The sequence below is a fragment of the Streptomyces sp. NBC_00989 genome, from assembly GCF_045162655.1.
GTDB lineage: Bacteria > Actinomycetota > Actinomycetes > Streptomycetales > Streptomycetaceae > Streptomyces.
Map to the genome: position 1 here is coordinate 5,889,661 of NZ_CP108728.1, position 25,315 is coordinate 5,914,975.

23 protein-coding genes are annotated in these 25,315 nt (G+C 67.6%); 12 read left to right on the top strand and 11 right to left on the bottom strand.

Going from position 1 to position 25,315, the window contains the following annotated elements:
- Positions 1 to 73: 73 nt before the first annotated feature.
- From OG714_RS25985 to OG714_RS25995, 3 genes are all read right to left on the bottom strand, one after another.
- Entirely contained in the window at positions 74 to 1,351 is a 1,278-nt protein-coding gene (locus OG714_RS25985; protein ID WP_406124477.1) for an MFS transporter, read from the bottom strand.
- A gap of 77 nt (positions 1,352 to 1,428) precedes the next feature.
- Positions 1,429 to 2,511, bottom strand: a complete 1,083-nt coding sequence (locus OG714_RS25990) for an inositol-3-phosphate synthase (protein ID WP_406124478.1) — start codon at positions 2,509 to 2,511, stop codon at positions 1,429 to 1,431.
- A gap of 44 nt (positions 2,512 to 2,555) precedes the next feature.
- On the bottom strand, positions 2,556 to 3,242 hold the full coding sequence (locus OG714_RS25995) for a PadR family transcriptional regulator (protein WP_033285749.1): 687 nt from the start codon (positions 3,240 to 3,242) through the stop codon (positions 2,556 to 2,558).
- 738 nt (positions 3,243 to 3,980) lie between these two features.
- On the opposite strand from OG714_RS25995, the gene OG714_RS26000 reads away from it, so the two are divergent.
- Together OG714_RS26000 and OG714_RS26005 are read left to right on the top strand one after the other, a co-directional pair.
- Complete coding sequence (locus OG714_RS26000; RefSeq protein WP_406131948.1) at positions 3,981 to 6,224, top strand: transglycosylase domain-containing protein; 2,244 nt, start codon at positions 3,981 to 3,983, stop codon at positions 6,222 to 6,224.
- Between the two features lie 136 nt (positions 6,225 to 6,360).
- Positions 6,361 to 7,860, top strand: a complete 1,500-nt coding sequence (locus OG714_RS26005) for a glycosyltransferase family 87 protein (protein WP_406124479.1) — start codon at positions 6,361 to 6,363, stop codon at positions 7,858 to 7,860.
- 91 nt (positions 7,861 to 7,951) lie between these two features.
- On the opposite strand, the gene OG714_RS26010 is transcribed toward OG714_RS26005, so the two are convergent.
- The 3 genes from OG714_RS26010 to OG714_RS26020 all read right to left on the bottom strand — a co-directional run bounded on the left by OG714_RS26010 (position 7,952) and on the right by OG714_RS26020 (position 10,712).
- Positions 7,952 to 8,983 (bottom strand): alanine racemase, encoded by a 1,032-nt coding sequence (locus tag OG714_RS26010; protein WP_406124481.1) that lies wholly within the window; start codon positions 8,981 to 8,983, stop codon positions 7,952 to 7,954.
- Positions 8,984 to 9,066: 83 nt separating this feature from the next.
- Entirely contained in the window at positions 9,067 to 10,188 is a 1,122-nt protein-coding gene (locus OG714_RS26015; protein ID WP_327402809.1) for a peptidoglycan bridge formation glycyltransferase FemA/FemB family protein, read from the bottom strand.
- A 209-nt stretch (positions 10,189 to 10,397) separates the two neighbouring features.
- Entirely contained in the window at positions 10,398 to 10,712 is a 315-nt protein-coding gene (locus OG714_RS26020; RefSeq protein ID WP_406124483.1) for a hypothetical protein, read from the bottom strand.
- 276 nt (positions 10,713 to 10,988) lie between these two features.
- Between OG714_RS26020 and rpsF the strand changes: the two genes are divergently transcribed.
- The 4 genes from rpsF to rplI all read left to right on the top strand — a co-directional run bounded on the left by rpsF (position 10,989) and on the right by rplI (position 12,724).
- Entirely contained in the window at positions 10,989 to 11,279 is a 291-nt protein-coding gene (rpsF, locus tag OG714_RS26025) for a 30S ribosomal protein S6 (RefSeq protein WP_006604399.1), read from the top strand.
- 77 nt (positions 11,280 to 11,356) lie between these two features.
- Positions 11,357 to 11,965, top strand: a complete 609-nt coding sequence (locus tag OG714_RS26030; RefSeq protein WP_266859286.1) for a single-stranded DNA-binding protein — start codon at positions 11,357 to 11,359, stop codon at positions 11,963 to 11,965.
- Positions 11,966 to 12,022: 57 nt separating this feature from the next.
- Positions 12,023 to 12,259: a 30S ribosomal protein S18 gene (gene rpsR / locus OG714_RS26035; RefSeq protein WP_006381652.1), complete on the top strand. Its 237-nt coding sequence runs from the start codon at positions 12,023 to 12,025 to the stop codon at positions 12,257 to 12,259.
- A gap of 18 nt (positions 12,260 to 12,277) precedes the next feature.
- Positions 12,278 to 12,724, top strand: coding sequence for a 50S ribosomal protein L9 (gene rplI, locus OG714_RS26040; RefSeq protein ID WP_019073380.1), 447 nt, complete (start codon positions 12,278 to 12,280; stop codon positions 12,722 to 12,724).
- Positions 12,725 to 12,924: 200 nt separating this feature from the next.
- On the opposite strand, the gene OG714_RS26045 is transcribed toward rplI, so the two are convergent.
- Positions 12,925 to 14,262, bottom strand: coding sequence for an MATE family efflux transporter (locus tag OG714_RS26045; protein WP_406124486.1), 1,338 nt, complete (start codon positions 14,260 to 14,262; stop codon positions 12,925 to 12,927).
- A 459-nt stretch (positions 14,263 to 14,721) separates the two neighbouring features.
- Here OG714_RS26045 and dnaB point away from each other — a divergent pair, with 459 nt between their 5' ends.
- Positions 14,722 to 16,200, top strand: a complete 1,479-nt coding sequence (gene dnaB, locus OG714_RS26050) for a replicative DNA helicase (RefSeq protein WP_363094731.1) — start codon at positions 14,722 to 14,724, stop codon at positions 16,198 to 16,200.
- A 115-nt stretch (positions 16,201 to 16,315) separates the two neighbouring features.
- Here dnaB and OG714_RS26055 read toward each other — a convergent pair whose 3' ends face one another.
- On the bottom strand, positions 16,316 to 16,882 hold the full coding sequence (locus tag OG714_RS26055; RefSeq protein ID WP_406124488.1) for a dihydrofolate reductase family protein: 567 nt from the start codon (positions 16,880 to 16,882) through the stop codon (positions 16,316 to 16,318).
- A gap of 368 nt (positions 16,883 to 17,250) precedes the next feature.
- On the opposite strand from OG714_RS26055, the gene OG714_RS26060 reads away from it, so the two are divergent.
- Complete coding sequence (locus tag OG714_RS26060) at positions 17,251 to 18,636, top strand: serine hydrolase domain-containing protein (RefSeq protein WP_406124490.1); 1,386 nt, start codon at positions 17,251 to 17,253, stop codon at positions 18,634 to 18,636.
- 76 nt (positions 18,637 to 18,712) lie between these two features.
- On the opposite strand, the gene OG714_RS26065 is transcribed toward OG714_RS26060, so the two are convergent.
- Both OG714_RS26065 and OG714_RS26070 read right to left on the bottom strand, forming a co-directional pair.
- Positions 18,713 to 19,165, bottom strand: coding sequence for a GNAT family N-acetyltransferase (locus OG714_RS26065; protein WP_406124491.1), 453 nt, complete (start codon positions 19,163 to 19,165; stop codon positions 18,713 to 18,715).
- Between the two features lie 39 nt (positions 19,166 to 19,204).
- Positions 19,205 to 19,663, bottom strand: a complete 459-nt coding sequence (locus tag OG714_RS26070) for a MarR family winged helix-turn-helix transcriptional regulator (protein WP_406124493.1) — start codon at positions 19,661 to 19,663, stop codon at positions 19,205 to 19,207.
- Positions 19,664 to 19,804: 141 nt separating this feature from the next.
- Between OG714_RS26070 and OG714_RS26075 the strand changes: the two genes are divergently transcribed.
- Together OG714_RS26075 and OG714_RS26080 are read left to right on the top strand one after the other, a co-directional pair.
- Positions 19,805 to 21,013 carry an MFS transporter gene (locus OG714_RS26075; RefSeq protein WP_406124495.1) on the top strand — a complete coding sequence of 403 codons (1,209 nt, stop codon included), beginning with the start codon at positions 19,805 to 19,807 and terminating at the stop codon, positions 21,011 to 21,013.
- A 139-nt stretch (positions 21,014 to 21,152) separates the two neighbouring features.
- The gene (locus tag OG714_RS26080) at positions 21,153 to 21,575 is read left to right on the top strand and encodes a heme-binding protein (protein WP_406124497.1); all 423 of its coding nucleotides are present in this window, start codon (positions 21,153 to 21,155) and stop codon (positions 21,573 to 21,575) included.
- A gap of 70 nt (positions 21,576 to 21,645) precedes the next feature.
- On the opposite strand, the gene OG714_RS26085 is transcribed toward OG714_RS26080, so the two are convergent.
- Complete coding sequence (locus OG714_RS26085) at positions 21,646 to 22,512, bottom strand: GNAT family N-acetyltransferase (protein WP_406124498.1); 867 nt, start codon at positions 22,510 to 22,512, stop codon at positions 21,646 to 21,648.
- A 195-nt stretch (positions 22,513 to 22,707) separates the two neighbouring features.
- Between OG714_RS26085 and OG714_RS26090 the strand changes: the two genes are divergently transcribed.
- Both OG714_RS26090 and OG714_RS26095 read left to right on the top strand, forming a co-directional pair.
- A complete protein-coding gene (locus OG714_RS26090; protein ID WP_406124500.1) occupies positions 22,708 to 23,343 on the top strand; it encodes an HAD family hydrolase in 636 nt (211 codons plus the stop codon).
- A 305-nt stretch (positions 23,344 to 23,648) separates the two neighbouring features.
- On the top strand, positions 23,649 to 25,307 hold the full coding sequence (locus OG714_RS26095) for a globin domain-containing protein (protein WP_406124502.1): 1,659 nt from the start codon (positions 23,649 to 23,651) through the stop codon (positions 25,305 to 25,307).
- Positions 25,308 to 25,315: the final 8 nt, after the last annotated feature.

The following is a 25,315-nucleotide window of genomic DNA, read 5'->3' on the forward strand; positions in this document are numbered from 1 at the left end:
GCATGATGCGAAATAAGACGCCCGTAAGCTACCTGCCCCCACTGACACTGCCGCGGCCCGGAGCGGCTCCGTATCAGTGATGTGACACTTTCCGGCGCTCAAAGCGGGCCATAGTCACAGCAACCGCTCCGTAGACGACGGCCACGGTGACCACCAGGGCCGCTGATCGACCGTCAGGGGGCAGCATCAGCGCGGCCATCGCGGCGGCGCCGACGAAAGCAACGTTGAACAGTACGTCGTAGACGGAGAAGATCCGGCCCCGGAAGCCGTCGTCGACGGAGAACTGCACGATCGTGTCCGTGGCGATCTTCGCGCCCTGTGTGGTCAGGCCCAGGACGAACGCTGCCGCCAGCATGGGGGCGGTGGTGAACGGGAGGCCGAGGGCCGGTTCCAGGAGTGCGGCGCCCGCGGCGCACGCCGCGATCCAGCGGCCGGGGCCGAGTCGTCCCGCGGCCCAGGGTGTCACCACGGCCGCCACGAAGAAGCCGGCGCCGGACACCCCCAACGCCAGCGCCAGCAGGCGTAGTCCGCTGTCCGGGGTCGAGGAGAGGGCGTACCGGCAGAGCATCAGCAGCAGGACCGTCAGGGCGCCGTAGCAGAAGCGCATCAGGGTCATCGCGGCGAGCGCCCAGACCGCCTCTCGGCGCTGTGGCGCGGCGAGATGGCGTACCGCCGCCGTCAGGTCCCGGGCGGTGCCGGCGAGTGCTGTGGCGAGGCGGGGGTGGGTCAAGGCGCGGTCGGGGCCGAGGAGTTCGGGGGCCATGCGCAGGGACGTGAGGGCCGCGCACAGGTAGAGGGCCGCTCCCAGCAGCACCACCGCGGCGTCGGTGTCCGCGACCAGCAGCCGTACGAGGAAGGCGAGGCCGCCGCCCAGCGTCGCCGCCAGTGTTCCGGCCGTGGGGGAAAGGGAGTTGGCGACGACCAGGCGTTCGTCGTCGACCACGCGCGGGAGGGCGGCGGACAGGCCGGCGAGGACGAAGCGGTTGACCGCGGTGACGCACAGGGCGGAGACGTAGAAGAGCCAGTCCGGGACGTGGCTCAGCATCAGGACGGCGGTGGCGGCGGCCAGCAGGGCGCGCAGCAGGTTGCCGTAGAGGAAGACCTGGCGGCGGCGCCAGCGGTCCAGGAGGACGCCCGCGAAGGGGCCGATGAGGGAGTACGGGAGGAGCAGGACCGCCATCGCGGAGGCGATCGCGGCGGCCGAGGTCTGTTTCTCCGGCGAGAAGACGACGTAGGCGGCGAGTGCGACCTGGTAGACACCGTCCGCGCCCTGGGAGAGGAGGCGTACGGCGAGCAGGCGCCGGAAGCCCTGGAAGCGCAGGAGGATGCGCAGGTCACGGACGACGGCCATGGGCACAGCCTCACATACGAGGAGGGTCCCCGGGCGGAATGCCCGGGGACCCTCGACGACCGAACCGGTAACGGGTCCTAGCGCTCGACCTCGCCCTTGATGAACTTCTCGACGTTGGCGTAGGCCTCGTCGTCGAAGTACTGGACCGGCGGGGACTTCATGAAGTAGCTCGACGCGGAGAGGATCGGGCCGCCGATGCCGCGGTCCTTGGCGATCTTCGCGGCGCGCAGGGCGTCGATGATGACACCCGCGGAGTTCGGGGAGTCCCAGACCTCGAGCTTGTACTCCAGGTTCAGCGGGACGTCGCCGAACGCGCGGCCCTCGAGGCGGACGTAGGCCCACTTGCGGTCGTCGAGCCACTGGACATAGTCCGACGGGCCGATGTGGACGTTCTTCTCGCCCAGGTCGCGGTCCGGGATCTGCGAGGTGACGGCCTGCGTCTTCGAGATCTTCTTGGACTCGAGGCGGTCGCGCTCCAGCATGTTCTTGAAGTCCATGTTGCCGCCGACGTTGAGCTGCATCGTGCGCTCAAGACGGACACCGCGGTCCTCGAACAGCTTCGCCATCACGCGGTGCGTGATGGTGGCGCCGACCTGGGACTTGATGTCGTCGCCGACGATCGGGACACCGGCCTCGGTGAACTTGTCCGCCCACTCCTTGGTGCCGGCGATGAAGACCGGGAGGGCGTTGACGAAGGCGACCTTGGCGTCGATGGCGCACTGGGCGTAGAACTTCGCCGCGTCCTCGGAACCGACGGGCAGGTAGCAGATCAGGACGTCGACCTGCTTGTCCTTGAGGATCTGGACCACGTCGACCGGTGTCTCGTCGGACTCCTCGATCGTCATGCGGTAGTACATGCCCAGGCCGTCGAGAGTGTGACCGCGCTGGACCGTGACGCCCTTGTTCGGGACGTCGCAGATCTTGATGGTGTTGTTCTCACTGGCACCGATGGCGTCGGAGAGGTCGAGGCCGACCTTCTTCGCGTCGACGTCGAACGCGGCGACGAACTCGACGTCACCGACGTGGTACTCGCCGAACTGGACGTGCATCAGGCCGGGCACCTTGGCCGCCGGGTCGGCGTCCCTGTAGTACTCGACGCCCTGTACCAGCGAGGCGGCGCAGTTGCCCACGCCGACGATGGCTACGCGAACCGAACCCATTCCGGTTGCTCCCTGTGTGTGCGAGGTGAGGCCCTGACTGGACCTCATGTGGTGGTTTCGTCGGACGGATCCGGCCCGGGGGTGGCGCCCCCGAGCCGGGGCAGGCCGCCCGACTCCCCAGATGTGCTGTCCTGCTGAGCGGAGCCTCCGGAGGCGGGACCCTTGAGGTCCCGTCCGGCTCGCTCGCTCTCGATGAGCTCGTTCAGCCAGCGCACTTCGCGCTCCACGGACTCCATTCCGTGGCGCTGCAGCTCAAGCGTGTAGTCGTCGAGGCGCTCGCGGGTCCGCGCCAAGGAGGTACGCATCTTGTCGAGACGCTCCTCCAGCCGGCTGCGGCGACCCTCCAGTACGCGCATGCGTACGTCGCGTGACGTCTGCCCGAAGAAGGCGAAACGAGCGGCGAAGTGTTCGTCCTCGTACGCGTCGGGCCCCGTCTGCGAGAGCAGTTCCTCGAAGTGTTCCTTACCTTCCGCCGTCAACCGGTAGACGATCTTGGCGCGACGTCCCGCGAGGGTGGCGGTAAGGGCGTCCTCGGGGGTGTTCCCCGTCTCCTCGATCAACCAGCCATTGGCGACCAGCGTCTTGAGGCAGGGGTAGAGCGTCCCGTAGCTGAACGCACGGAACACACCCAGTGACGTATTGAGTCGTTTGCGCAGCTCATAGCCGTGCATCGGGGATTCGCGGAGCAGGCCGAGGATGGCGAACTCGAGGATGCCTGAGCGTCGGCTCATCGTCGCCCCCTTCCTGTCCGCGGTCCGACCGTGACGGCCTTTATGCCGAGCTGATGTATCGACTCGATACATCCAGACGATAGAACGGCCTTCCGGATGCGACAAGTGGGGAGATGGTGACCGCCGTCACATCACTGATTCGTTGGAATCAAGTTGCCTGATTTGGGGTGAACTTCGGGGCTAAGCAGGTTTTGACGGTGCGTAGTCTGTGCGGCATGCACACCACCGGGAACCAAGTGACGCGTGGGGGCGTCGACGTCCCCGGTGCGGTACGGATGAATGCAGAACCGACCACATCCGTACTTCGGGGGGACCGGAAACTAGCCGCCGTTTCCAGGCGCGCACGGATGCGCCTGCCCGAGGAGTAATCGTTCGATGAGCGAGCACCGTCGCAAACCGCCGCAGCCGCAGGGAGGCGGACGTGCCGCGGCCCGACGCGGCCAGTCCGGACCGACCTCCGGCCGCCGCGCGGCACCGCGAGGCGCCACCACCGGGTCTCCCTCCGACTCCTATGGGTCGAACCCCGCAGAGCCGGGGGGTGAAGAGCGCCAGTTCGGCAGCCGCGCCGAAGCCCGTCGGGCTGCGCAGAGAGGCGGCGGCGGCCGTCGTAGAGAGCCCGCCGGTCAAGGTCCCGGCGGCCCGAACGGGCCCGGCCGGGGCAGAGGTCGCGCTCCCGCGCCCGGCAAGAAGCGGTTCATCGACTATCCGCGCTTCGACAAGTACGGATGGCGCCGCTGGATGCCCTCCTGGAGGCTTGTCTCCGGCCTGTGTCTGTTCTTCTTCGGCAGCCTGGTGGCTGCGGTCGGCGTCGGCTACGCCATGGTCGGCATCCCCAGCGAGAACACCGCGGCCAAGTCGCAGAACAACGTCTACTACTGGTCCAACGGCGATCAGATGGTCGCCACGGGCACCGGGGCGAACCGTCAGAACATCACCATCGCCCAGATCCCCGAGGCCATGCAGTGGTCGGTGATCTCGGCCGAGAACAAGAGCTTCTACACGGACTCGGGCGTCGACCCCATGGGCATCGCCCGGGCCCTCGCCAACATGGCCAAGGGCGGTCAGACACAGGGTGGTTCGACGATCACCCAGCAGTTCGTCAAGAACACCTACCTGAGCCAGGAACAGACGGTCACCCGTAAGTTCAAGGAGATGTTCATCTCCATCAAGGTGGGCACGCAGCTCAGCAAGCAGCAGGTTCTGCAGGGCTACCTGAACACCTCGTACTACGGCCGCGGCGCCTACGGCATACAGGCCGCCGCGCAGACCTACTACGGCGTGGACGCGGTCAAGCTGACGCCGAGTCAGTGCGCCTTCCTGGCGGCCCTGTTGAAGGGCCCGACGTACTACGACCCGATCGGCGCCACGAGCATCGACCCTGCGGCGGACGCCAAGTCCAACACCGCCCGCTCCAAGGCTCGTTGGAGCTGGATCCTCGAGCAGATGCACGACGACAAGCGCATCACCGACGCCGAGTACCAGACAGCCATCAAGAAGTACCCCATGCCTCAGGGCTTGAAGGCGACCAAGGGCATGACCGGCCAGATCAGCTACCTGGTGGACACGGCCAAGAAGTACGTCCTGAACCACTCGAACATCTCGCAGACCGAGTTCGACCAGGGCGGCTATCAGATCTACACGACCTTCCAGAAGGACAAGGTCAACGAACTGAGCGCGGCCGTGAAGAAGATCCAGAAGGACCGCATCGATCCGAAGAAGCGTGACCTGGACAAGTACGTCCAGTTCGGCGCGGCGTCGGTGGTGCCCAAGGACGGAGCGATCGTCGCCCTGTACGGCGGCGACGGCTACGAGAACGGCCACTTCACCAACAACGCCGACACCTCGGGTGTCCCGGTGGGGTCGACCTGGAAGCCGTTCGTGCTCGCCGCCGCCATGGAGTACGGCACGTACAAGACCGACGGCGTCGGTATCTCGCCGCTCAGCAAGTACAACGGCGACGACCATCTCAAGGTCAGAAACCAGGACGGCACGTATGTCCTGAACAAGGACAACTCGATCTTCTACCAGAACAACGAGAGCAAATACCCCTGGGGTTACATCACGCTCCGCAAGGCGATGGAGCAGTCCATCAACACGCCGTTCGTGCAGTTGGGCATGGATGTGGGGAACTCGAAGGTGCGGGACGTGGCCAAGGCGTCCGGGATACTGGACGACAGTTTCGCCACGCTGAACCCGTCCTTCGCCATCGGTACCTCGACCCCCAGCGCGATCCGGATGGCTGACGCGTACGCAACGTTCGCAGCGTCCGGCAAGCAGGCGGACCCCTACTCGGTGACGGCCGTGAAGCAGGGGGGACAGCCGGTGTCCGGTTTCGCCAAGCCGGCCGTGAAGCAGGTGATGCCGGAGAACGTGGCGAACAACGTCACGAACACCCTGGAGAACGTCATCCAGAACGGTACGGCCGAGAACGCGAAGGTTCTGGGCCGCTCGGCGGCCGGCAAGACCGGTACCACCGACAGCAACAAGTCGGCCTGGTTCGTCGGTTACACCCAGCAGCTCTCGACGTCGATCGCGATGTTCAGGGAGAACCCCAAGGACGCTCAGCTCCTCTCCATGAACGGCACGGCAGGCGTGGCGTCCATCCATGGTGGTGACATTCCGACGGCGGTGTGGACCGAGTACATGGAGGCCGCTCTGAAGGGGAAGTCCGACCCCGGCTTCCCGGACGCCACCAAGATCGACAAGGTGTCGAACGAGGACGGCGCTCCGACGCCCACTCCGACGCCCGTAGTGACGCCGAGCGAGACGCCCAGCGAGACGCCGAGTGAAACGCCCAGCGAGACGCCGAGCACGACACCTTCCGCGACCGAGTCGTGCCAGTTCAGCTGGCAGTGCAGCGACGACGGTGGCACCGACGGAGGCGCGACGTCCTCGCCGACGGACACGGCCACTGCTACCGAATCCAGTGGCACCAGTAGAGGCAGCGACAATGGGGGCATCTTCGGAGGCTCAACCGGCTAGCTGTCATATCGCCTATGAAGGGTGTTTCACGTGAAACACCCTTCATGGAATGTTTCACGTGAAACGAGGGCCGCCGCACCCACGAGGTGCGGCGGCCCTCGGCGTACACCTAGGTGCGTACGGCAGGATGTGCCCCATGCCCAGTGCAGAACTGACGCCCACGAGCGTGCACGAGCCGGATCCGGTACGGCCGACCAAGGACGACCAGGTCGCCGCCGCCGGTAGTGAACTGATCGGTGGCCCCATCGGCCGGCGTGCTCTCCTGGGGACGTCCTGGTGGACTCCCGTACGGGTCGTCGCGTTGGTGGCGATCGGTGTCTTCGCCCTCGGCCTGGTCCAGAAGGCGCCCTGCTACAACAGCGGTTGGTTCTTCGGGGCCAGCTCGCAGTACACGCACGCGTGCTACTCGGACATCCCGCACCTCTATCAGGGGCGCGGTTTCGCCGACGGGCTCGTGCCGTACTTCGACAAGCTGCCCGGCGACATGCAGTACCTCGAATACCCGGTGCTGACCGGTGTGTTCATGGAGGTGGCCGCCTGGCTCACACCGGGCAGCGGCAGCATCCAGCACCAGGAACAGTGGTACTGGATGGTCAACGCCGGAATGCTGATGGCGTGCGCGGCCGTCATCGTCGTATGCATCAGCCGCACGCACGCCCGTCGTCCCTGGGACGGCCTGCTGGTTGCCCTGGCGCCCGCCTTCGCGCTGACCGCGACCATCAACTGGGACCTGCTGGCGGTCGCTCTGACGGCCGCGGCGATGCTGATGTGGTCTCGGGGCCGTTCCCTCGCGTTCGGCGTCCTGTTGGGCCTCGCAACGGCCGCCAAGCTGTATCCCGTCTTCCTGCTCGGCCCGTTGTTCCTGCTGTGCTGGCGCGCGGGCAAGTGGCGGGACTTCGGGAAGGCGCTGGGAGGAACTGCCGTCGCCTGGCTGGCGGTCAACCTGCCCGTGATGCTCTTCGCCTTCGACGGCTGGTCGAAGTTCTACACGTTCAGTCAGGAACGGGGCGTCGACTTCGGGTCCTTCTGGCTGATCCTGGCCCAGAACTCCACCGACCCGCTCAGCACCGACACCGTCAACACGTTCGCCACCCTGCTGATGCTGCTGTGCTGCGGAGGCATCGCGGCACTCACGATGACCGCTCCGCGCCGGCCGCGCTTCGCCCAACTGGCCTTCCTGATCGTCGCGGCGTTCATCCTGACCAACAAGGTCTACTCGCCGCAGTACGTGTTGTGGCTGGTCCCCCTGGCGGTGCTGGCCCGGCCGAAGTGGCGGGACTTCCTGATCTGGCAGGCGTGCGAGGTGGCGTACTTCCTGGGGATCTGGCTGTACCTCGCGTACACGACCAGCGGAGACGCCCACAAGGGCCTGCCGACCGACGGCTACCACTGGGCCATCGGCCTGCACCTGCTGGGCACGCTCTACCTGTGCGCCGTGATCGTGCGCGACATCCTCATGCCGGAACGGGACGTGGTGCGCCTGGCGGGCGACGACGATCCCTCGGGAGGTGTGCTCGACAGGGCGGAAGACGTCTTCGTCCTCGGTGCCGCGGCACGTCCGGGGCGGCACGCGGCCCCCTTCGAGGGACCGCAGGTGGAGTGGGGCAGCGAGGGGCCGGCAGGCCGTTCGCTCTGAGCGAACAGGCGCCGACTGCGCACGGAGCGACCATGCGAAAGGCCGTACACGGAAGGTTCCGTGTACGGCCTTTCAGCTGTTCCGGAGGGGCTCAGCGGTCCACGATGCGGTCGAACTGCGTGGTGGTGTGCCGCAGATGGGCCACCAGTTCCTCGCCGACCTTCGGCTCCGCCGCTTCCACCGGCACGAACAGGATCGACACCTGCATGTGCGGTGGCTCGGCGAACCAGCGCTGCTTGCCGTCCCAGACGAACGGAGAAAGGTTCCGGTTGACCGTGGCCAGGCCCGCGCGGGCGACGCCCTTGGCGCGCGGCATGACGCCGTGGAGCGCCTTGGGGGCCTCCAGGCCCACGCCGTGCGACGTACCGCCCGCCACGACGACCAGATAGCCGTCAGAGGCCGCCTTCTGCTGCCGGTAGCCGAAGCGGTCGCCCTTGGAGACCCGGGTGACGTCCAGGACCGCCCCGCGGTACTGGGTGGCCTCGTGGTCCCCCAGCCACAGCCGGGTGCCGATACGGGCCCGGAAGCGGGTCTGCGGGAACTGCCGCTGCAGCCGGGCGAGTTCCTCGGCCTTGAGGTGGCTGACGAACATCGTGTGGAGCGGCAGCCGCGCGGCGCGCAGGCGGTCCATCCAGCCGATGACCTCCTCGACGGCGTCCGAGCCGTCGGTGCGGTCCAGCGGGAGGTGGATGGCGAAGCCCTCCAGGCGCACGTTCTCTATGGCCGAGTGCAGCTGCGGCAGTTCCTGCTCGCTGACGCCGTGACGCTTCATCGAGGACATCACCTCGATGACCACACGGGCACCCACCAGGCCGTACACACCGTCGATGGACGACACCGAGCGGATGACCCGATCCGGCAGCGGCACGGGCTCCTCGCCGCGGCGGTACGGCGTCAGCACCAGCAGGTCACCGCCGAACCAGTCCTTGATCCGGGCGGCCTCGTACGTCGTGCCGACGGCGAGGACGTCCGCGCCGAGCCGCGTCGCCTCCTCCGCCAGCCGCTCGTGCCCGAAGCCGTAGCCGTTGCCCTTGCAGACCGGGACGAGCCCGGGGAACTGCTCGGCAACGTGCTTGTGATGCGCCCGCCAGCGCGCGGTGTCGACGTAGAGCGTGAGCGCCATGGCCGGACCTGGAACCTTTCGGGTGGCTGCGGTGTATCAGAAGTATGGAAGCTGTCGACGTCATCGAAGCGAGGACCGTGAGGTCAGCGGCGCGACATGTAGATGTCGAGCGCCTTGTGGAGCAGCTTGTTGAGCGGGAAGTCCCACTCGCCGAGGTACTCGGCGGCCTGCCCGCCGGTGCCCACCTTGAACTGGATCAGACCGAAGAGGTGGTCGGTCTCGTCCAGCGAGTCGGAGATCCCGCGCAGGTCGTAGACGGTGGCGCCGAGCGCGTAGGCGTCGCGCAGCATCCGCCACTGCATCGCGTTCGAGGGCCGGACCTCCCGCCCGATGTTGTCGGAGGCGCCGTAGGAGTACCAGACGTGTCCGCCGACCACGAGCATCGTCGCCGCCGACAGGTTCACCCCGTCGTGCCGGGCGAAGTACAGCCGCATCCGGTTGGGGTCCTCGGTGTTGAGAGCCGTCCACATGCGCTGGAAGTACGACAGCGGGCGGGGCCTGAAGTGGTCGCGCAGCGCGGTGATCTCGTACAGCCGCTGCCATTCCTCGAGGTCGTGGTAACCGCCCTGGACGACCTCGACACCGGCCTTCTCGGCCTTCTTGATGTTGCGGCGCCACAGCTGGTTGAAGTTCTTGTGGACCTCTTCGAGGGAGCGGTTCGCCAGCGGCACCTGGTAGACGTAGCGCGGCTGGACATCGCCGAAGCCGGCGCCACCGTCCTCACCCTGCTGCCAGCCCATACGGCGCAGCTTGTCGGCCACCTCGAAGGCGCGGGGTTCGATGAAGTCGGCCTCGATGTCCCGCAGTCGCTTCACATCGGGGTTCTGGATGCCGGCCTTGATGGAGACGGCCTCCCAGCGCCGAATGATGACCGGCGGGCCCATCTTCACCGAGAAGGCGCCCTGGTGCTTGAGGTGGGCCAGCATCGGCTGGAGCCAGTCGTCCAGATTCGGCGCGAACCAGTTGATGACCGGGCCCTCGGGCAGATAGGCCAAGTACCGCTTGATCTTGGGGAGTTGGCGGTAGAGGACCAGGCCCGCGCCGACCAGCTCACCGGTCTTCTCGTCGATCCAGCCGAGGCTCTCGGAGCGCCACTCCGCCTTCACGTCAGCCCAGGCCGGGACCTGCATGTGGCTCGCCGAGGGCAGGCTCTGGATGAATGCCAGATGCTGCTCACGGCTGATGGTCCTCAGGGTCAGGCTCATTCGGGGCGCTCCTCGGGCTGGTGTGTCCCCATGGGTACAGGGGCTCCGGCTCTCGCGCCGAAGCCTACTGCGCCTTGCGAGCGCCCCGACTGGGCGTATGCAACCTTCGCCTCGGCCTGTTGGCCGCCAAGGCGTTCCGTGCTGTTTTACGCGGAGTTCGGACTACGGCGTCGGGGCCGTCAGCTTCTGGGCCGTCGGCTTTCGGGCCGTCAGCTGATGATGCCGCCGAACAGGCCGCCGTGCGCCATGCCGAGGAAGAATCCGACACCCGCGGCACCGAGACCCAGGATCAGGCCGAAGCGCTCCCTCGTCGTCTCGGAGATCCACTGCCCGTACGCGCCCGTGAGGATCCCCACCAGACCGGCCCATGAGCTGAGCAGATGCAGATTGTGGAAGAAGCCCGTGATGAACGCGGTCAGCCCGAGCACCACGGTCACCGCGAGCAGAGTGTCCTGGAGCGGATGGGGCTTGCCGTCGGTGGCGAAGAGAGAACCGGCGGTGTTGGGTCGCAATGCCTGTGCCATGTGGCACCTCCTGCGGAAGGCGGCGCATCGTCGCGCCGGACGCACCCGATGTGTACAGATTGACGCTCTCCGCCACCGGATTTCAACCGGAAGCCGGTGTGCGGGTACTCTGTACCCTCTGCACTGGTGTCTGCCCATGTCACGACTCGGAATCCCTGCGAAGGGCACCCGATGTCAGTGGCGGCTGTTTTACTGGCACACACTGTTGCTTACGCATCACAACCCTCCTGCCACGGATCGACCGTGGCCGTTGAGTCCAAAGGAGGTGGGTTCCACATGCGTCACTACGAGGTGATGGTCATCCTCGACCCCGATCTGGAGGAGCGCGCTGTCTCCCCCCTGATCGAGAACTTCCTCTCCGTCGTCCGTGAGGGCAACGGAAAGGTCGAGAAGGTCGACACCTGGGGCCGTCGTCGTCTCTCGTACGAGATCAAGAAGAAGCCCGAGGGCATCTACTCGGTCATCGACCTGCAGGCCGAGCCTGCGGTCGTCAAGGAGCTCGACCGCCAGATGAACCTGAACGAGTCGGTCCTCCGGACCAAGGTCCTCCGCCCCGAGACCCACTGAGCATCTAGCTCAGCTGGTCTCGGGATTCGAGTAGCAGCACCAAGCAGCCAGCAGCAAACCCGCCGAGAGGTTCCCCCATGGCAGGCGAGACCGTCATCACGGTCGTCGGCAATCTTGTCGACGACCCCGAGCTGCGCTTCACCCCGTCCGGTGCGGCGGTCGCGAAGTTCCGTGTCGCGTCCACTCCCCGCACCTTCGACCGCCAGACGAACGAGTGGAAGGACGGCGAAAGCCTCTTCCTCACCTGCTCGGTCTGGCGTCAGGCGGCGGAGAACGTCGCGGAATCGCTTCAGCGAGGCATGCGCGTCATCGTGCAGGGCCGGCTGAAGCAGCGGTCCTACGAGGACCGTGAGGGCGTCAAGCGCACGGTCTACGAACTGGACGTCGAAGAAGTCGGCGCCAGCCTGCGCAGTGCCACTGCCAAGGTCACCAAGACCGCCGGTGGCGCTCGCGGTGGCCAGGGCGGCGGCTTTGGCGGTGGCGGTGGCGGCGGTCAGGGTGGCGGCAGCTGGGGTGGAAACTCCGGCGGCGGTCAGCCGGCCGGCGGCGCTCCCGCCGACGACCCGTGGGCCACCGGCGCTCCTGCCGGTGGAAACCAGGGCGGCGGCGGTGGCGGCTGGGGTGGAAACTCCGGCGGCGCCAGCGGTGGCGGTGGCGGCGGCTACTCGGACGAACCCCCCTTCTAGGCCTTCGGGCCGAGGGTGGGTCGTACCCACACTTCTTGATCACACAGGAGATACACCATGGCGAAGCCGCCTGTGCGCAAGCCGAAGAAGAAGGTCTGCGCATTCTGCAAGGACAAGGTCCAGTACGTGGACTACAAGGACACGAACATGCTGCGGAAGTTCATTTCCGACCGCGGCAAGATCCGTGCCCGCCGCGTGACCGGCAACTGCACGCAGCACCAGCGTGACGTCGCCACGGCTGTGAAGAACAGCCGTGAGATGGCGCTGCTGCCCTACACCTCCACCGCGCGATAAGGGAAGGGTGACCGACTAATGAAGATCATCCTCACCCACGAGGTCTCCGGCCTCGGTGCCGCGGGCGACGTCGTCGACGTCAAGGACGGTTACGCTCGCAACTACCTGATCCCGCGGAAGTTCGCTATCCGCTGGACCAAGGGTGGCGAGAAGGACGTCGAGCAGATCCGTCGTGCTCGCAAGATCCACGAGATCCAGACCATCGAGCAGGCCAACTCCGTGAAGGCCCAGCTCGAGGGTGTCAAGGTTCGTCTGGCCGTCCGCTCCGGCGACGCCGGTCGTCTCTTCGGTTCCGTCACCCCGGCCGACATCGCTTCCGCGATCAAGGCTTCCGGTGGCCCCGAGGTCGACAAGCGTCGCATCGAGCTGTCTGCCCCGATCAAGACCCTGGGCGCCCACGAGACGTCCGTGCGTCTGCACCCCGAGGTTGCCGCCAAGGTCAACATCGAGGTCATCGCAGCCTGATCGCTGCACTCGGCACAGCTGAGAGAGGGGCCGCACCCGTTGGGGTGTGGCCCCTCTGCTGTGTTCGGGACGGGACACGGTCCCTGTGGTGGGTTCGGGATCAGACGCGGTCTGGCCCATGGTTGTGCATTCGGGGGCGGCGCTACGGCGCTCATGTTTCACGTGAAACATGACAGTGCGCGGTGTTTCACGTGAAACGGTCAGCGGGTCGCGCCCGTGACGACCCAGCGTCCCGAATGGGCACGCAGCAGGAGTGTCAGCATGCGCACCGCCATCATCAGGGTCATCGCTCCCCAAAGTGCGGTCAGTCCGGCGCCGAGGGTTGGTACGAGCAGGGCCACTGGAGCGAAGACGGCCAGGGTCACCACCATCGCGCCTGCGAGATACGGCCCGTCTCCCGCACCCATCAGCACTCCGTCCAGGACGAAGACGACACCGCAGATCGGCTGTGAGAGGGCCACCATGATCAAGGCGGGGAGGGCGGTGTCCTTGACGGTGGGGTCACTGGTGAACAGAGGGAGGAAAAGCGGGCGGGACAGGATCACCAGGAGACCGAGCACCACTCCGACGGCGATCCCCCACTGCACCATGCGACGGCATGCGGCTCGGGCGCCCTGTGGGTCGTTCGCGCCGAGGTAGCGACCGATGATGGCCTGGCCCGCGATCGCGATGGCGTCGAGTGCGAAGGCCAGCAGAGACCAAAGGGACAGGATGATCTGGTGCGCGGCGATGTCGGCGTCCCCGAGGCGGGCCGCGACGGCTGTGGCGATCAGGAGGATCGCTCTCAGGGAGAGCGTGCGCACGAGGAGAGGCGCGCCGGCCTGGGCCGAGGCGCGTATCCCCGAGGCGTCCGGGCTGAGAGAGGCGCCGTGTCGGCGGGCTCCGCGGATGACCACGACGAGATACACGGCAGCCATGCCCCATTGGGCGATGACGGTGCCCCAGGCGGAACCGGCGATGCCGAGGTCGGCGCCGTAGACGAGGCCTACGTTGAGGATGCCGTTGGCGACGAAGCCTGAGACGGCGACGTAGAGCGGTGTCTTGGTGTTCTGGAGTCCGCGCAGGACTCCGGTGGCCGCGAGGACGATCAGCATGGCCGGTATGCCGATGGAGGAGATTCGCAGATAGGTCGTCGCGTAGGGGGCGGCGGTGTCCGAGGCGCCGAAGAGGTCGATGAGGGCGGGTGCCGAAGGGAGGACGACGGCTATGACGGTGGCGCCGATCAGCAGAGCGAGCCAGATGCCGTCCATGCCCTGGCGGATGGCGGCCTGGAGATCACCCGCGCCGACGCGTCGGGCGACGGCCGCCGTGGTGGCGTAGGCGAGGAAGACGAAGACGCTCACGGCTGTCATCAGGAGGGCGGATGCCACTCCGAGTCCGGCGAGTTGTGCCGTGCCGAGATGGCCGACGATCGCGCTGTCGGCCATGACGAAAAGGGGCTCGGCGACGAGTGCGCCGAAGGCCGGGACGGCCAGCGTGACGATCTCTCGGTCGTGCTGTCGTCGGGTGGCCTTGGTGGCCGCGGGAGCCTGTGTCATGAGCACTAATCTAATCGTCCACAGGTAAGAGATGCAATTGCTTTGTGACCCTTACCTCCGATCTCGCCTCGTGTCCTCTCGCGCACTGTTCGAAGCGATCTTGGTCCGATGTGGAAAGTTTTTCTTCTGCACAGCCGGTGGATGGGAAAGATGCAGGTCAGATTGGTTGCGATGGAAGTGGCGAGGTCTTGTTCACAGGGCTGTCCACCGGGTCGTGCACAGGTTTTGGCAGGTTCTCCACAGCATCAGGGCCGTCGTCCACATGGCCTGTGGATAACCAGATTGGCTGACGGTGCCCGCGGGCCTACGGTGGACCGGCGCCTGCTCCCTGTGTCGGCCTGAGAAACATCACAAAACCGACGCGCCCGTACCGGAGTTGGGCGCTTCATTTGTCAGTGCCGTGCCGTAGAAATAAGGGGCACGGCGAGGTCCGCTCGACGGACGGGAGGAGGTGGCTCGGTGAGTATTTCCGAGCCCTTGGACGACCCGTGGGCCGAGAGCGGTCCAAGTGATCGTCTGCCCGCTTCCCGACGACGAGGTGAGGGAGGCCGCGGCCGGGACGAACAGCACGACCGCGGCAGGGAGGGCGGCGAGTGGGAGGGCGCGGGTTCGGCCTTCGAACGCGTGCCGCCGCAGGACCTCGATGCCGAGCAGTCCGTGCTCGGCGGCATGCTCCTGTCCAAGGACGCCATCGCCGACGTCGTCGAAGTCCTCAAGGGCCACGACTTCTACAAACCCGCGCACGAGACGATCTACCAGGCGATCCTCGACGTCTACGCCAAGGGCGAGCCGGCCGACCCGATCACCATCGCGGCCGAACTCACCAAGCGCGGTGAGATCAACAAGGTCGGCGGCGCATCGTATCTGCACACGCTCGTCCAGACCGTTCCCACGGCGGCGAACGCCGAGTACTACGCGGAGATCGTCCACGAGCGCGCCGTCCTGCGCCGCCTGGTCGAGGCCGGCACCCGCATCACCCAGATGGGATACGCGGCCGACGACGACGTCGACGAGATCGTCAACCGGGCCCAGGCCGAGATCTACGCGGTCACCGAGCAGCGGACCAGCGAGGACTACCTTCCGCTCGGCGACATCATGGAGGGCGCGCTCGACGAGATCGAGGCGATCGGCTCACGCAGCGGCGAGATGACGGGTGTGCCCACCGGGTTCACCGACCTCGACTCGCTCACCAACGGTCTGCACCCGGGCCAGATGATCGTCATCGCGGCCCGTCCCGCCATGGGTAAGTCCACACTCGCGCTCGACTTCGCCCGCGCGGCGTCGATCAAGAACAACCTCCCGAGCGTGATCTTCTCCCTCGAAATGGGGCGCAATGAGATCGCGATGCGCCTGCTGTCCGCCGAGGCCCGTGTCGCCCTGCACCACATGCGCTCCGGCACCATGACCGACGAGGACTGGACGCGGCTGGCGCGCCGGATGCCCGAGGTGTCGTCGGCACCGCTCTACATCGACGACTCACCGAACCTGTCGATGATGGAGATCCGCGCGAAGTGCCGTCGGCTCAAGCAGCGCAGCGACATCAAGCTGGTGATCATCGACTATCTGCAGCTGATGCAGGCCGGTGGCTCCAAGCGCCAGGAGAGCCGTCAGCAGGAGGTCTCGGACATGTCCCGAAACCTCAAGCTCCTGGCCAAGGAGCTGGAGGTCCCGGTGATCGCGCTCTCGCAGCTGAACCGTGGTCCCGAGCAGCGCACGGACAAGAAGCCGATGGTGTCCGACCTGCGTGAGTCCGGCTCCATCGAGCAGGACGCGGACATGGTCATCCTGCTGCACCGCGAGGACGCGTACGAGAAGGAGTCCCCGCGCGCGGGCGAGGCCGACATCATCGTGGGCAAGCACCGTAACGGCCCGACGGCGACGATCACCGTCGCCTTCCAGGGCCACTACTCACGCTTCGTGGACATGGCTCAGACGTGACCTGACGGCAACGGATGGCGGGTCCCAAAAGACTTGGCAGAATCTCACGGCAGTTGGCAGATGGACGGCAGGAATGCCACTGCCATGAGACTCGCAGTCGCGTGGGTGCTGCTGCTCAGCGCCTCGTCTCGTACCTGGTCAGGACCACGCCGCCGGAAAGCGTCCGCGTCTCCACCAGGTTCAGGTTCACCCAGCTGTCCAGCGCGGTGAAGAACGGTGTGCCGCCGCCCACCAGGACCGGATGGGTGGCGATCACGTACTCGTCGATCAGCCCGGCGCGCATGGCAGCCCCGGCGAGCGTCGCGCCGCCGATGCTCATCGGGCCGCCGTCCTCGGCCTTGAGCCGGGTGATCTCGGCGATCGCGTCACCGGTGACCAGGCGGGTGTTCCAGTCGACCTTGTCGATCGTCGAGGAGAACACCACCTTTGGTGTGTCCCGCCAGTTCCGCGCGAACTCGATCTCCGCCGGGGTGGCGTCGGGCTGCTGGTCACCGGTGGGCCAGTAGGAGCTCATCGCCTCCCACAGCTTGCGCCCGTACAGCGAAAGGCCAGTCGCCTGGTCGTGGTCGAGCCACCACTGGAACAGCTCGTCGCTCGGCGGTCCACTCCAGCCGATGTCGTCGCCGGCCGCGGCGATGTAGCCGTCCAGGGTCAGGTTCATGCCGTAGATCAGTTTCCGCATGGCCCAGCCTTCCGTCCGTGGGTGTCCGGTGTATGGACCAGAGCGGCGCGGGAAACTCATCGGTGCGCGATCTGGGCTCGCCGGTAGTCCTGGTGCTCGGGGCTCAGCGTGGTGTACTCGGCCGACTCGGACAAGCCGCCTGATCTCGACCTCGACCTCGACCTCGACCTCGACCTCGCGAGGAAATGCCACGGATTTGAGGCCGGTCATGGGTGACAAGGCCGTGAGCCCGCCGAGAACGTCCAGGTCACGCAAGATCGACATGTCACGAGTGGCGAGAGCCTGTGGCGACTGCCGACGGCTGCTCCGGTGCCGTGTCCTGAGAAATGTGCTCGACGTACGGCCGTCCCGCCGGATGGACTGGGGGCATGACGACATCTCAGGACGACTTGCTTCCCGGTACGCGCCGGGCGCTGCTGCATCGGATCGCCGTGGCCCAGGCCGACGGGCGGGCGCCGTCGTTGGTCGCGACGGTGGTGCGGGGCGGGCGGGCGGTGTGGCACGGCGCGCGGACCTCGGTGGACGGGCACGGGCCGGACGAGAACGTGCAGTACAGGATCGGCTCGATCACCAAGACGTTCACCGCCGTCCTGGTCCTGCGGCTGCGCGACGAGGGCGTCCTCGACCTCGGTGACCCGCTGGAGAAGCATCTGCCGGGCACCGGCGCGGGGGAGGCCACCATCGCCCAACTGCTCGCGCACACAGGCGGGTTGGCGGCCGAATCGCCCGAGCCCTGGTGGGAGCGGACGCCGGGTTCCCTGCGTCCGGAGCTCCGCGATGTGCTGGGTGACCAGCCTCTGCTGCATCCGGTCGGCCGCCGGTTCCACTATTCGAACCCCGGCTACACGGTGTTGGGCGCGCTCGTGGAGGAGCTGCGCGGTGCGCCGTGGGAGGACGTACTCCGGCGGGAAGTGCTCGAACCCCTGGGCCTCGGCCGTACGAGTGCTCAGCCGCAGGCGCCGCACGCGGGTGGCTGGGCGGTGCATCCGTGGGCCGATGCGCTGCTGCCGGAACCCGCTGAGGACCTCGGCCGTATGGCACCGGCCGGTCAACTCTGGTCCACCACCGGCGACTTGGCGCGGTTCGCCATCTTCTTGGCCAACGGAGACGACCGGGTTCTGAGCGCGGAGTCCGTACGGGAGATGCGGACCCCAGCGGCACCGGCCGAGGCGGCCGACGTCGTGGACGGTGCCGCCTATGGTCTCGGCCTACAGATCCAGCACCGCGATGGCCGGCTGCTCGTCGGCCATTCCGGATCGCTGCCCGGCTTCCTGGCGAATCTCACCATCAGCCTGGCCGACGACGTCGCGGCCGTCGTGCTGGCCAACTGCACCTCGGGTCCCCTGCTGTCATCGGTGGGCGCCGATCTCGTCCGGATCGTCGCCGAGGCCGAGCCGCGGATTCCCGAGCCATGGCGCCCGATGCCCGAAATCGACGTCGAGGCACTGGAGTTGGCGGGTCAGTGGTACTGGGGCACGCACGGTTTCGCCCTGCGGCTGACCGCTGACGGCGGGGCCTCACTGGAACCGCTGGCAGGCAGCGGCCGCCGTTCGCGTTTCCGGGCCAACGGTGACGGCACTTGGACCGGCCTGGAGGGCTACTACGCCGGAGAGCTCCTACGGCCCGTACGGCGCCCGGACGGTTCCCTGACCCACCTCGACCTCGGATCGTTCGTCTTCACGCGTCAGCCGTACGACGAGAGCGGTTCTGTGCCGGGCGGGGTGGACCCGGAGGGATGGCGGGGGATCCGCTAGCCGCTGCAGCCGGGGAGGCGTCGTGTTTCACGTGAAACATGTCGCCTCCCGCTATCGGCAGGACACCTCGCCTTCTTCAGAGCGGGAGCTTGAAGCCCACGTGTGAGGCGGTGAAGCCGAGCCGCTCGTAGAACCGGTGGGCGTCGGTACGGGTGACGTCAGAGGTCAGCTGAACCAACTGGCAGCCCTGGCGGCGCGATTCGGCGATCGCCCACTCGATGAGCTGTGTACCCAGGCCGCTGCCCCGCTCGTCCGCGTGGATGCGTACCGCCTCGATGATCGAGCGGGTGGCGCCCTTGCGGGACAGCCCCGGAATGACGGTGAGCTGGAGGGTGCCGACGACGCGGCCCTCACGCACGGCGACGACGAGATGCTGGTTCGGGTCGGCGGCCAGGCGGTCCAGCGCGGCCAGGTAGGGCGTCAGGTCGTCCGGTGACTCGCGCTCGGAACCCAGGGTGTCGTCGGCGAGCATGGCGACGATGGCGGGGACGTCCTCGGTGACTGCGGCCCGTATTTCAAGATCTCCCATGGCCACACCTTAGGCAGAGGGGTGCGGTGCGGGCCGGACCTACGCGGGCACGTTCATCGACTCCACGACCCGGACCAGTGGCGCCAGTTCGGGGTTCGTGGCCGCTGCGTCGAGTGCCTCGCGCAGGGCGGTGTCGTTGGTCGGGCGGGCCTCTTCGAGCAGCGTGAGGCCTGCCTCGGAAACGTTCGTGTAGATGCCCCGTCGGTCGGTCGGGCACAGGTAGCGCGCGAGCAGGCCGCGGTCCTCGAGCCGGGTGACCAGCCGGGTGGTGGCGCTCTGGCTGAGGACGACCGCGTCGGCGACCTGCCGCATCTGCAGATGGCCCCCGTCACCGTCGTGCTGTCGGCTGAGCACGTCGAGCAGCGAGTACTCACGCATGCTCAGGTCGTGCTTGGCCTGCAGGGCGCGCTCGATGTGCGTCTCGATCCCCCCGTGCAGAAGGGAAAGGGCGCACCAGCCCTGGGCGAGGGCGGTGAGTGCGGGGTCCGTCGCTGTCATTGGCGTTTCCTCCGTCCCGGAACGGCTGAACCCAGGATAGAGCACAGGTGAAATAGTCCGCGCTTGCATATAGCCCGCGTCTGCAACTATTGTGAACGCACGCAAAGCGCTCCTGCAATCTTCTGGGAAGGGTACCTCCACATGCCTCTCGCGCTTCTGGCCCTCGCGATCGGGGCCTTCGGAATCGGAACGACCGAGTTCGTGATCATGGGGCTGCTGCCCCAGGTCGCGGGTGACTTCGGGGTCTCCATCCCCACCGCGGGACTGCTGGTCACCGGCTACGCGCTGGGTGTGGTGATCGGCGCTCCGCTGATGACCGTGCTCGGCACCAAGGTGCCCCGCAAGCGGATGCTGATGCTGCTGATGGGCCTGTTCATCCTCGGCAACCTGCTCTCTGCCGTCGCCCCCAGCTTCTCCGTGATGCTGATCCGCCGCGTGGTCGCTTCGCTCGCCCACGGTGCCTTCTTCGGCATCGGCTCGGTCGTCGCGGCCGAGTTGGTCGCCCCGGACAAGAAGGCCGGAGCCATCGCGATGATGTTCACCGGACTGACCGTCGCCAATGTCATCGGCGTCCCGCTGGGCACCCTCGTCGGGCAGTCCGTCGGCTGGCGCGTCACCTTCGCCATCGTCGCGGGCCTCGGTGTGATCGGCCTGGCCGGTATCGCCAAGCTGGTGCCCGACCTGCCCAAGCCCGAGGGCGTACGACTGCGGCACGAACTGGCCGCCTTCAAGAACACCCAGGTCCTGCTCGCCATGGCGATGACCGTCCTCGGCTTCGGCGGCGTCTTCGCGGCCATCACCTACATCGCGCCGATGATGACCCACGTCGCCGGCTTCGCCGACGGCTCCGTCACCTGGCTGCTCGTCCTCTTCGGCCTCGGCATGGTCGGTGGCAACCTCGTCGGCGGCAAGTTCGCCGACCGCGCCCTGATGCCCATGCTGTACGTCTCGCTGGGCGCCCTGGCCGTCGTGCTCGCGCTCTTCACGGTCACCGCGCACAACAAGATCGCGGCAGCCGTCACCATCGCCCTCATCGGTGCCCTGGGCTTCGCCACCGTGCCGCCGCTGCAGAAGCGGGTCCTCGACCAGGCACACGGTGCCCCGACGCTGGCCTCCGCCGTGAACATCGGCGCCTTCAACCTCGGCAACGCGCTGTCCGCCTGGCTCGGCGGCATCGTCATCGCGGCCGGCTTCGGCTACACCGCCCCCAACTGGGTCGGCGCCGTCCTCGCCGCGGCCGCCCTGGTCCTCGCGATCCTCTCGGCCGCCCTGGAGCGCCGCACCAGCGCCCGTGGCGCCGTCGTCGCGGCCGGTACGCCGAGTGAGCAGCGGGCCGCTGTCCACCACTGACCCCGCCAGGCCGGAGCGGGGAGACGCGGGGCCAGGGCCGTCCCCATGCACCTGCGCCGACCTCGGCCGTCCGACCGACAGGCGGTCTCGGCCATCTGACCAACACCTGAAACAGCAACACACGCAAGGAGAAACCCTGATGAGCACCACTACCGCCGTGGCCCCGCTGACCATCCAGGACGCCGAAGCGCTCGTCGCCGAGGCCCGTCGTGCCGCGGAGGCCGCCGGAGTCACCGTGAGCATCACCGTGCTGGACGCGGGCGGCCATCTGCTCGCCTTCCGGCGGGACGACCAGGCCGTGCTGATCTCCGGGGAGACCAGCACCCGCAAGGCGTACACCGCACTTCAGCTGAACGCGCCCACCGCCGACCTCGTCGACGCCGTCCAGCCCGGAGGCCTCTTCCACACCCTGCCCACCGCGCTCGACCGGCCGCTGCTGTTCATCGCGGGCGGCATCCCCGTCCACCGTGAGGGCCGGCTGATCGGAGCGATCGGTATCGGTGGCGGTGCGCCCGCGCAGGACCACGGCTTCGCCCAGGCGGCCGTAGAGACGCTTGCCTGACGTTTGGCGATGACGGCAACGCCGGTTCCCGAACAGGTCGGGAGCCGGCGTTCCTCGTACCCGGAAGCTGTCAGCCGGCCGCGACCGTGAGTGGAGCGAACCGTCGTGTCCAGTCGCCGGGCAGCTCCGCGATGCCGTACGTCATCACGGTGTTGAAGGCGGAGGAGACTAGGCCGCGTTCCTTCGCCCAGGACAGCAGGTCTTCGTGGCGTACGTCGATGTCGGTGCGCAGGGGACGGTCGGTGCGGGCGGCGAGCGATGCGAGGAGGGCCTTCGCCGTATCCGTGTCCTGTGCGATCAGTGGGCCCACGACCTGGGTGTCCATGTTGGGCCAGGCGGCCGCGTAGCCGACGATCCGGCCGTTCTCCTCCGCCACCCTCAACTGATCGGCGAAAGCGGGCAGTCGCGCGATGAGGGGCGTGCGATCGGTGCCGAACACCGCCTCGTCCAGGCGCAGGATGCCGGTGAGGTCCTCGGCCGTGGCCGCACGGGTGGCGATCCCGGATTCCGATGCGTCAGGTGTGAAGTGCCCGAGCAGCATCTCGGCTCGGCCGGTCGCCTTGAAGCCGAGTTCCTCGTAGAGCGGGCGGCCGTACGGCGTCGCATGCAGGGTCAGTGGTGTGGTGCCCATCGCCGAGACCAGGTGCTGCATCAGCCGGCGTCCCACGCCCTGACGGGCGTACCGCTCGGCGACCAGAACCATGCCGATCGCAACCAGATCCGGACGGTCCTGTGGGCCGTACTCCGTGGTGACGCATGCCGCGAGGAGGCCGCCCTCCGGAGCGTCGATGCCGTAGCCCTTCCCGGCGCTGAGGAGGAAGCCCCACTTGTGTTCCTCGCGTGGCCACCCCCGGTCCTCGGACAAGTCGGCGCAGGCGAGGCGATCGCGGAGCGTCAGCCGGCGGATGGGCAGAGCGGCGAGGGAAGGAGTCGGCACGCAGGTCAGGCTGTCTGACGTGCGTTGTCGGCGTCCACCTGTTTCCGGTGAGACGTACGTGCTTTTGGCCATGTCGTGATCAGCGGCACAACGTACCGACAGAAGCCGGATGTTTCACGTGAAACACCGGCGAACGGCGAGCATCCGGCGGCCTCGCGGACGGTGCCACAGGTCCGCCCACTAACCTCGTGGCTCATGGTGAGACTTCATCTCTTCGACCTCGACGGCACTTTGCTGCACGGAACCAGCGCGCCCCTGGAGATCTCCCGTCAACTCGGTCTGGAATCCGAGACGGTGGAACTCGAGCAGGCGATCTCGGCCGGGTTGATCGGGCCACCGGAGTATGCAACCCGCGTGTACACACTGTGGGCGGAGCTCACCGAGGCGCATGTGGCGGCGGCCTTCGAAGAGGCCCCTTGGCTGGCGCGTATCCGTGAGGTCTGGGCCGAGATCAGGAGTGCCGGCGAATACTGCGCCGTCGTATCGCTCTCGCCCTCCTTCTTTGTGGAACGGCTCACGGGCTGGGGTGCCCACGCGGCACACGGATCGCTGTTCCCCGCCGTGCCGTTCACCGCGCCGTCCATGGACCTGGGCGGAGTTCTCAACTCCGCTGCCAAGGTGGTGATCGCGGATCGGCTGTGTGAGGAGTTCGGGGTGACGAGGGCGGACTGCGTCGCGTACGGCGACTCGATGTCGGACAAGGACCTGTTCGGAGCCGTGCCCGTCTCCGTCGCGGTCAACGCGGATCGGCATCTGTCAGGCCTCGCGACCCATTCCTATGAGGGGCGTGATCTGTGGGATGCCTACGAATTGGTGCGCGGCGCCCGGTAGTTGAGGGAATCGATGGTTCGCCCCTCCCCTTGTTCGCGGGGGAGTGAGGCGGCATTTGTGTGCGGAGCACGGGCCGGTAGGGTCGACTCCGGTTCTTGTCCGGATCTGGACGCCGCGCGAGAGTACTGCGGGCAATGTCACACTCTCGCCTTACTTGTCCGTACGCAGTGCGAATGTGGGTTGGATATGGCTGTATCGGCAGCTTGACCGAACGGGGAGAAACAAGCCGTCCGCGCGGAACGCACGAAGGTTCCGGCTGAGGAAGCGCGCAGACCGACCGAAAGATGTTCGAGGCGAGGCACACCATGGACGCTCCGACCACCGCGTCGGCCGACAACGGCACGTCCGGCGGCAGCGGCGGAGGCGGCTGGTTCACTCCGCGCAAGCAGCCGGAGGTGCCTCCGGGCGAAGAGCGTGGGAGGGCGGCGGGACGGCGTCCGGCCGTGTTGCGTCCAGTTCGCAGGGGCGCGGCAGCGGGGAGCAAAAAGCCTTCGCCCACGGAGAGTTCGGCTCCAGCGGGCTCAGCTGGCGAAACGGCGCCATCAACTCCACCGGCTCCGGGTGGCGACGCTGGCACGTCCCATCCGGACGGGCACGTCGCTCAGCGGGACGTAGCGCCAGGGCAGGAGCGAATACCGTTGGCCGTGACCGTCCAGCAGCACTCAACTCCCGTCCAGCCCATGGCTCCCCCCGCCCAGCCCATGGCTCCCGCCCCCGCGCCGGCAGCCCCCGCGCCTCTCGCACCGCAGCCCGCCGCACCCGCTCAGACCGTCGCCGAGGCACCCCCAGCCGCCCCCGTACCCGTGCGCCTGCCCGCTCAGCGTTCATCCGGCCCCGCCACCGAGAAGGCCTCGCCGGACGCCGTACTCATCCGCCGGACCATGACCGAAGTCGGCCCGGTGGCCGACAAAGTCACCTCGTACTTCTACGCGCTGCTCTTCGTGCGCCATCCCGAGCTGCGGTCGCTGTTCCCGGCCGCGATGGACACCCAGCGGGACCGGCTGCTCAAGGCGCTGCTCACCGCCGCCGAGCACATCGACAACACCGAGGTCCTCGTCGCGTATCTGCAGAACCTCGGCCGCGGGCACCGCAAGTACGGCACCCGGCCCGAGCACTACCCGGCCGTCGGCGAGTGCCTCATCGGCGCGCTGAACAAGTACGCCTCCGCCGTCTGGGACCCGGAGACGGAGGCGGCCTGGGTACGGGCGTACACGACGATTTCGCAGGTCATGATCGACGCGGCCGCGGCGGACGAACTGCGCGCCCCGGCCTGGTGGCACGCGGAGGTCGTCACCCATGACCTCAGGACCCGGGACGTCGCCGTCGTCACCCTCCGTCCGGACCAGCCCTATCCCTTCCTCGCCGGGCAGTACACGAGCCTGGAGACGCCCTGGTGGCCGCGGATCTGGCGGCACTACTCCTTCGCCTCGGCGCCCCGCTCGGACGGGCTGCTGACCTTCCACGTGAAGGCCGTCCCGGCGGGCTGGGTCTCGAACGCCCTGGTGCACCGCGCCCGGCCCGGTGACGTCATCCGGCTCGGGCCGCCGGCCGGCTCGATGACCGTGGACCACACCACCGACAGTGGACTGCTCTGCGTCGGCGGCGGCACCGGCATAGCGCCGATCAAGGCACTGGTCGAGGACGTCGCCGAACGCGGCGAGCGGCGACCGGTGGAGGTGTTCTACGGCGCCCGCACCGACCACGACCTCTATGACATCGACACGATGCTCAGGCTCCAGCAGTCGCATCCGTGGCTCACGCTCCGGCCGATCGTCGACCGGCAGGGGAACCTCCAACTCCCTGATGCCATACGCACGTACGGACCGTGGAACGAGTACGACGCCTACGTCTCCGGTCCGCCCGGAATGATCCGCAGCGGTGTCGACGCGCTGCGGGACGCCGGTTTCCCTTCGGAGCGCATACGGCATGACTCGGTCGAGGAGTTGGTGGCCGCCGGGGACTGACCCGGTGC